This is a genomic window from Tsukamurella sp. M9C (assembly GCF_020169415.1).
In the GTDB taxonomy this organism is placed as follows: Bacteria; Actinomycetota; Actinomycetes; order Mycobacteriales; family Mycobacteriaceae; genus Tsukamurella.
On the sequence record NZ_JAIULG010000060.1, the window covers coordinates 21,312 to 28,368 of the forward strand.

The 7,057-nt window shown below is 72.2% G+C and carries 7 protein-coding genes; 5 read left to right on the forward strand and 2 right to left on the reverse strand.

Going from position 1 to position 7,057, the window contains the following annotated elements; all coding sequences use genetic code 11:
• Positions 1-93 precede the first annotated feature (93 nt).
• Positions 94-426, forward strand: coding sequence for a (4Fe-4S)-binding protein (locus LB823_RS21155; RefSeq protein ID WP_224651240.1), 333 nt, complete (start codon positions 94-96; stop codon positions 424-426).
• On the opposite strand, the gene LB823_RS21160 is transcribed toward LB823_RS21155, so the two are convergent.
• Complete coding sequence (locus LB823_RS21160) at positions 365-1,225, reverse strand: AraC family transcriptional regulator (protein WP_224651243.1); 861 nt, start codon at positions 1,223-1,225, stop codon at positions 365-367. The genes LB823_RS21155 and LB823_RS21160 overlap by 62 nt on opposite strands.
• A 72-nt stretch (positions 1,226-1,297) precedes the next feature.
• Here LB823_RS21160 and LB823_RS21165 point away from each other — a divergent pair, with 72 nt between their 5' ends.
• Positions 1,298-1,990, forward strand: a complete 693-nt coding sequence (locus LB823_RS21165) for an alpha/beta hydrolase (protein ID WP_224651245.1) — start codon at positions 1,298-1,300, stop codon at positions 1,988-1,990.
• Between the two features lie 45 nt (positions 1,991-2,035).
• On the opposite strand, the gene LB823_RS21170 is transcribed toward LB823_RS21165, so the two are convergent.
• Positions 2,036-2,494 (reverse strand): MarR family winged helix-turn-helix transcriptional regulator, encoded by a 459-nt coding sequence (locus LB823_RS21170; protein WP_374201365.1) that lies wholly within the window; start codon positions 2,492-2,494, stop codon positions 2,036-2,038.
• 61 nt (positions 2,495-2,555) lie between these two features.
• Between LB823_RS21170 and LB823_RS21175 the strand changes: the two genes are divergently transcribed.
• The 3 genes from LB823_RS21175 to LB823_RS21185 form a co-directional block, all read left to right on the forward strand.
• A complete protein-coding gene (locus tag LB823_RS21175) occupies positions 2,556-4,106 on the forward strand; it encodes an MFS transporter (RefSeq protein WP_224651247.1) in 1,551 nt (516 codons plus the stop codon).
• Positions 4,107-4,153: 47 nt separating this feature from the next.
• A complete protein-coding gene (locus LB823_RS21180; protein WP_224651249.1) occupies positions 4,154-5,905 on the forward strand; it encodes a DUF2339 domain-containing protein in 1,752 nt (583 codons plus the stop codon).
• Between the two features lie 80 nt (positions 5,906-5,985).
• The coding region (locus LB823_RS21185; protein WP_224651251.1) for a DUF445 domain-containing protein at positions 5,986-7,057 on the forward strand (1,072 nt) is incomplete at its 3' end.

Below are 7,057 nucleotides of genomic sequence, written 5' to 3' on the forward strand. Positions count from 1 at the left end.
ATTCCTCCGCGACTGATCCCGCCCCGTTCGTCCTGGAACGCGGCGGGATCCGTCGTCCGGTGGGAGAATCGGTGGCAGGACGAGGAGGTCGTCATGACCGAGGGCACCGACCGGCCGCGCATCATCGAATACGCGGGAAACGGATTCGTCATCACCTGGGAACCGGCTCGCTGCCGGCATGCGGCGGAGTGCGTCCGGGGACTTCCCAGGGTCTTCGACAACACGCGCCGTCCCTGGATCGTCACCGACGGTGCCACGGTCGACGAGGTCGTCACCGTCGTCGACCCGGTGTCCGAGTTACGCGCTCGGCTACCGCACCGCCGACGGGCGGTCGCGATCCGCGCCCGCGGGGGCGTGAGGACCGCTACTGCTGCGCGCGCCAGCGCAGGGGAGGGGTGCCGAAGCGGCGGTGGAAGGCCCGGCTGAAACCCGCCTCCGACGCGTAGCCCACCGCGCGGCCCACTTCCGCGACGGGGGAGTCGGTGTCGCGCAACAGCTCTGCTGCCCGATCGAGTCGCCGCGCGGCGACGTACGCGGCCGGCGGCACGCCCAGCGAGCGGGTGAACCGTGCCGCCAAAGCCGACCGTGACAAGGCGGCGACGCGGGCGAGTTCGTCGATGCTCCACGGGTGTTCGGGGTGCGCGTGCACCGCGGTCAGCACCGGTCCGAGCCTCGGGTCCATCGCGGCGGTCAGCCAGCCGGGGCCGGACTCCGCTCCCGCCGCCCACTGGCGCAGTGCGTGGATGAAGAGCAGGTCGAGGATCCGCGCCGCCATGACGTGGCTGCCCGGGCTCGGCGAATCCGTCTCGGCGAGGAGCAGTTCCAGGCTCGCGCGCAGCCACTGCGCGTCGGGCGCCGCCCCCGAGCAGTGGATCACCGGTGGCAGCACCGCGAGCACGGAGTCGGCGACGGCGTGGTCGGCGGTGAACTCGCCGGTGACCCAGTCCGCGCCCGCGGGACCGGACAGCACGTGCTCGTCGCCCCGGGGGAGCAGCGCCATGTCGGAGGGGCCCAGCGCCACCGGCGTGCCGCCGACGCGCACCATCATCCCCTCGGATACCGCGAGGTGGACGACCCGCCGTCCCGTGATGCGCAGGCTGACGGGCCGGGTGGAGGACCCGCGGCGCACGCGGTCGCCGCGCAGGTGCACGGCGCGAAGCAGCGCGCTGAGGGCGTCCGGCGCATCGTCTGGACGATCGGCAAAGAAAGAGGGTGAATCAGGCATGGTATTTGACCTTGCATCCTTCTAGCGTGGACAGGGCAAGGATAAGCCACTGCACACGAAAGGTCACTACCGATGACGAAGCCCACGATCGTCCTGGTCCACGGATTCTGGGGCGGGGCCGCCCACTGGGGAGATCTCATCGTCGAGCTGCGTCGCCGCGGCTACCCCGAGCTGCGGGCCGTCGAGAACCCGCTCACCTCGCTCGCCGACGACGCCGAGCGCACGCGGAAGATGGTCGCGCAGGTCGACGGCCCCGTGCTGCTCGTCGGCCACTCCTACGGCGGCGCCGTGATCACCGAGGCTGGGAACCAGCCCAACGTCGTGGGCCTGGTCTACGTCGCGGCCTTCGCGCCCGACGCGGGCGAGAGCCCCGGCGCGATCACCGAGCAGCACCCGCCGGCCGCCGTCGACGCGATCGCCCCCGACTCCGACGGCTACCTGTGGATCGCGCAGGACCGCTTCCGCGACAGCTTCGCCCAGGACCTCGACGAGGATGCCGCGCTCGTCATGGCCGTCACGCAGAAGGCCCCGCTCGGCTCGACGTTCGGCGACACCGTGACGGATCCGGCCTGGCGGCACAAGCCGAGCTGGTACCAGGTGTCCACGCAGGATCGGATGATCCACCCGGACAACGAGCGCCGGATGGCCGAGCGCATCGGCGCCCGCGAGGTGATCGAGCTGGACGCGAGCCACGCCTCGTTGGCCTCGCATCCCCGCGAGATCGCGGATCTCATCGACCGCGCGGTGGCAGGCCTCGACGGCTGACCGTCGGCTCGTCACTCCGAGCCGACGTTCACTCCGAGCCGAGGTTCACTCCTCGCCGCAGAGGTACTCCCGCATTCCGCACTCGGCCGATTCGGCGCGCAACACCGCGCGCTGGGTCGGCCGAGCCGCGTCGTAGCGCTGACGGCCGCTGTCGGTGATGGCGGTGAACACCGACCGTCGATCGCTCTCGCACATGCTGCGGGTCGCGAGGCCGTCCTTCTCGAGGCGCGCGACCAGACGCGAGAGCGCCGACTGGGAGAGGTGCACGTGCTCGGCCAGGTCGGCCATGCGCACGTTGGCGCGGTCTCCGGCTCGGGCCAGTTCGAGCTGTTCGAGCACCTCGAACTCCGACGAGGTCAGCTCGTGCGCCGCGAGCGCGCGGTCGAGCGCGCAGGTCATGCGGGAGTAGTCGCGCATCAGCCGGTGCCACTGCTCGGCCAGCGCGTCGTCCGCGGGGGTGCAGGTGCTCACGTCGACCGGGGCGACGTCGCCTTTGACGCTCATGCCCGCAGTCTACACCGGACCGACGCAAAATATTCCTGCGCATTAAATGTGGACACATTTAATGCGTGCGCATAGAGTCTCCGGAGTGACCACGACACACGAACCCCCGACAGCACCGTCGAACCCGACCCCCGGGAGGGAAGAACTCCACGTCACCACCGCCTCCGGCTGGACCTCCCGGACCTGGCTGCTCCTGCTCGTCCTCTGCGGCGCCCTGTTCCTCGACGCCCTCGACATCTCGATGGTGGGCGTGGCACTGCCCTCCATCAAGGCCGCCCTCGGCATGGACCCGTCGTCCCTGCAGTGGATCGTCTCCGGCTACGTCCTCGGCTACGGCGGCCTGCTGCTCCTCGGCGGTCGCGCCGCCGACCTGATCGGCCGGCGTCCCGTCTTCCTCGGCGCCGTCCTCGTCTTCGGCGTGGCCTCCGTAGCCACCGCCTTCGTCGACATGCCGACCGCGCTGATCGCGCTGCGCTTCATCAAGGGCGTCGCCGCGGCCTTCACCGTCCCCGCCGGCCTTTCGATCATCACCACGACCTTCGCCGAGGGGCCGGCCCGCAACAAGGCCTTCTCCATCTACACGGTCGCCGGAGCCTCCGGCTTCTCGATGGGCCTGGTCTTCGGCGGCCTGCTCACCGAGGTCTCCTACAGGCTGACCCTGCTCTTCCCCGGCCCGGTCGCGCTCGCGCTGGTCCTCCTGGGGTGGAAGGTCATCCCGCGCACCGCACCGTCGGAGACCTTCGCCTTCAAGCGTTTCGACGTGGCCGGGGCCGTCACCTCGACCGGAGCGCTGCTGATCCTCGTCTACACGGTGGTCCAGGCGCCGCACCTCGGCTGGGCCTCGCCGACGGTGCTGACCCTGTTCGCAGTGTCCGCTCTGCTCGCGGTGGCCTTCGTCGTCATCGAGGCCAAGCACCGGCACCCGCTGGTCCGGCTGGGCATCCTGCGCTCGGTCCGGTTGGTGCACGCCAACATCGCCGGCTTCGTCATGTTCGGCGGCTACGCGGCCTTCCAGTTCCTGGTCACGCTGTACGTGCAGGACTCACTGGGCTGGAGCCCCGTCGCCATGTCGCTGGCCTTCCTGCCCGCCGGCCTGCTCGTGGTGGCCTCGGCCACCAAGATCGACGCGGTGCTCGACCGGGTGAACAGCACCGTGCTCGTCGCCGTCGGCCTCACCGCCTTCCTCGGCGCGTACGTCTGGTTCCTCCGCGCGGAGGCCGGCGCGAGCTACTGGCTGTTCCTGTTCCCGACGATCCTGCTGCTCGGCGTCGGCTTCGCCCTCACCTTCCCGGCCGTGAACTCGCAGGCCACCGAGGGCGTGGACGACGACGAGCAGGGCCTCGCCTCCGGCCTGCTCAACACCTTCATCCAGGTGGGCGGCGCCGTGATGATGGCCGTCGTCACCGCGATCACCACCAGCGCGGGAGCGCAGGCCGTGCCGGGGCAGCTGCTGCCCGGCATGACCACCGCCATCGCCGTGGTCGTCGGGCTCACCCTCGTCGGCCTCGCGGGCACGGTGACGGTCCTCGCCCTCGCCCGCCCGGGCAGGTCCGACGGTGCCGACTCCGCTCCCGGAGTGAAGGCCGAGGTGGGAAGTACCGCCGTCGACTGAGTAGTCCTACGCTGCCGCGCCGTACCCCGGCGCGGCAGCGTAAGGGCATGCCTCAGAACGCCCCGCAATCAGACGCCCGGATCGCCCGGCTCGCCACCGAACTCGACATCACCGTCCGCCGGCTGCAATGGATGCAGGCCGAGCTCGGCGTGCTGCAGCGGCCCGTCGCCGCCCCCGTCCTCATCAGCCAGGCGCAGCGGCCGGCGCCGGCTCCCGTGCCGGCGCCCCAGCCGCGGCCGGTGCCGCCGCCCCCGCCGGTGCCCTTCCCGGCTCCGGCGCGGCCCGGGCCTCCGCGGCCACCCGTCTTCACGGTCGCGCGGGTGCTCGCCGGAGCGGGCGTGCTCGTGACGCTGATCGGCGTCGCGCTGCTCCTCGTCCTCGCCGCGCAGGCGGGGCTCCTCGGCCCGGCGGTCCGCGTCGGCCTCGGGACCGCGCTCGCCGCGGGCCTCCTCGGCGCCGCGCTGTGGCTGCACCGGCGCCCCGGCGGACGCATCGGGTCCATCGCCCTCGCCGCCACCGGCGTCGCCGCGGCCTACCTCGACACCGTCGCCGTCACCGGGATCTACGAGTGGGTGCCCCCGGTCGTGGGCCTCGCCCTCTCGGGCCTCATCGCACTCGGCGGGCTCGCGCTCGCCCAGCGGTGGCGCAGCCAGTGGCTCGGGATCGCGCTCTACGCCCCCGTCTACCTGCTGGCACCGCCGCTCGCCGACAACGCCTACCTGCTCGGCGGCTTCACCCTGATCCTCGCCATCGCCTCGATCGGCGTCTCGCGTCCGGCCGCGTGGCCGTGGCTGCACGTGGTCCGCTCGGCCGGCACCTCGCTCACCCTCGCGGCGCTCGCCCTCGGCGCCGGATCGGCCGACGCCCTCCCGATCCTCGGCGCGACGGTGCTCGGCGCCGTCGTCGGCCTCCTCGCCGCCGCCGACCCCGAGGCCCGCGCCGGCCGGTGCTGGGCGCTGGTCTCCGCCGGGATCGTCGCCGCGGCGCCGGTGCTGCTCGCGATGATCGCCGTTCCTGACTGGGCGGCCGCGTTCGCCGCCCTCGCCCTGGTCGCGGCGACGATCGCCCTCGGCCTCCTGCCCGGCACAGCGCCCGCGGTCCGCGGCGTGTGGTTCGGCGTCGCCGCCTTCGTCGCGCTCATCGGGTCCGTGCTCTGCACGCCCGCCGCCTCGCTGCCCGCGGTGCTGCTCGCCCTGGGGACCGGCGCGCTGATCGCCGCCGGCCGCGAACCGTCGGCCTGCTGGGCCGGCGCGGCCCTCGGCGGCATGGGCCTCGCCGTCGCGCTCGAGCGGTACGGCGCGACGACGACCCTGCTCGACGAGGCCGTCCGCCGCGGCGCCGGCACCGCCCCCGCGATCGCGGCCGCGGCCCTCGCACTGGTCTTCGCCGTCACCGCCGCATGGCGACTGCTGCCGCAGGTGCCGGAGGAGAGCCGGAACCTCGTCGGCGTGGTCTGCGGCGTCGCGGCCCTGGGCGCGACGACCGCGCTGCTCGCGAACCTCGGCTGGGCGCTCGGCGGTGCGGAGGGCGCCCGCTGGGGCCAAGGCGTCGCCACCGTCGCCTGGATCACGACCGGCGCGTACCTGCTGCTGCAGCGGCGCCACGACTGGGGCACGGCCGGGAACGTCGCCGGGCTCGCGCTCATCGGCGGGGCCGTCGCGAAGCTCTTCCTCTTCGACCTCGCCGCCCTCGACGGTGCGGTCCGCGTGATCGCCTTCCTGCTGGTCGGCATCACCCTGCTGGGGGTGGGCGCGGCCTACGCGGCCCGGTCGGATCGGACCCGTCGCACCGTCGGATGACGGAACCGCGCCCGGTCGAGTAGCGCGCCCTCGTGTGATTCACATCACGTTCACCGAACGTCGTGCGTAGGGTGTCCGCCATGCAGACCTGGGCCGAGATCACTGCGGACGTTCAACGGAACTGGCTCATCTACCTGTCCATGCCGATCATCGCGGCGCTCATCGGCTACGGGACCAAGGTGGTCGCGATCCGGATGATGTTCCGGCCGCACCAGTTCAAGGGCATCGGCAAGCTCGGCTGGCAGGGCATCATTCCGAAGCGGGCGCCGCAGATGGTCGAGGTGCTGTGCGACACCCTCACCGACCGGCTGGTCTCGGCGTCGGACATCCTCGAGAAGGTCGACGCGGACGAGCTGGGCGATCGCATGGAGCGGCAGCTGCGCCGCGAGGTCGCCCGGATCGTGCCGGAGGTGGCCGCCGAATACCAGCCCGCGCTGTGGAACCTGCTGCCCTCGACCGCCCAGGAGTTGGTGATCCAGCGCGCCCAGGTCATCGCGCGGGACCTCATTCCCAAGCTGGTCGCGGCGATCCGGGAGAACATCGACGAGGTCTTCGACCTCAAGGAGATGGTCACGCGCGAGGTGCTCGCCGACCCGGACGTGCTCGAGAAGATGTTCCTCGACGTGGGCCGGCGCGAGTTCGCCTTCATCCGCAACAGCGGCCTCGTCTTCGGCTTCTTCATCGGCCTGCTGCAGGCCGCCTGCTGGGCGCTCTTCCGCAATCCGTGGATCATGCCGCTGTTCGGCCTCTTCACCGGCTGGTTCACCGACTGGGCCGCGCTGCGGCTGATCTTCAACCCGAAAGAGCCGAAGAAGTACCTCGGCTTCATCCCGTGGCAGGGCCTGTTCCAGAAGCACCGCATCCCCGTCTCCGAGGAGTACGGCGCGCTCATCGCCACCCGCGTGCTCACCGCGGAGCGGCTGGTCCGCTCGCTGTTCACGGGCCCGCAGCGGGACCAGCTGGTGACCATCGTGGCGGGCGTGCTGCGCGAGGCGATGGAGGACGAGATCCCCAGCGTCGAGAAGGCGCTGCGGAGCAACGCGCAGAATCTCGGGCTCGACAAGGTCGGCGTCGGCCCGCTCACGGCGGGGAACCTGGTCGGCGTGGTCGCGGACGCGGTGGGGATGGTGGGCGGCGCGGTCGGCGGGCAGG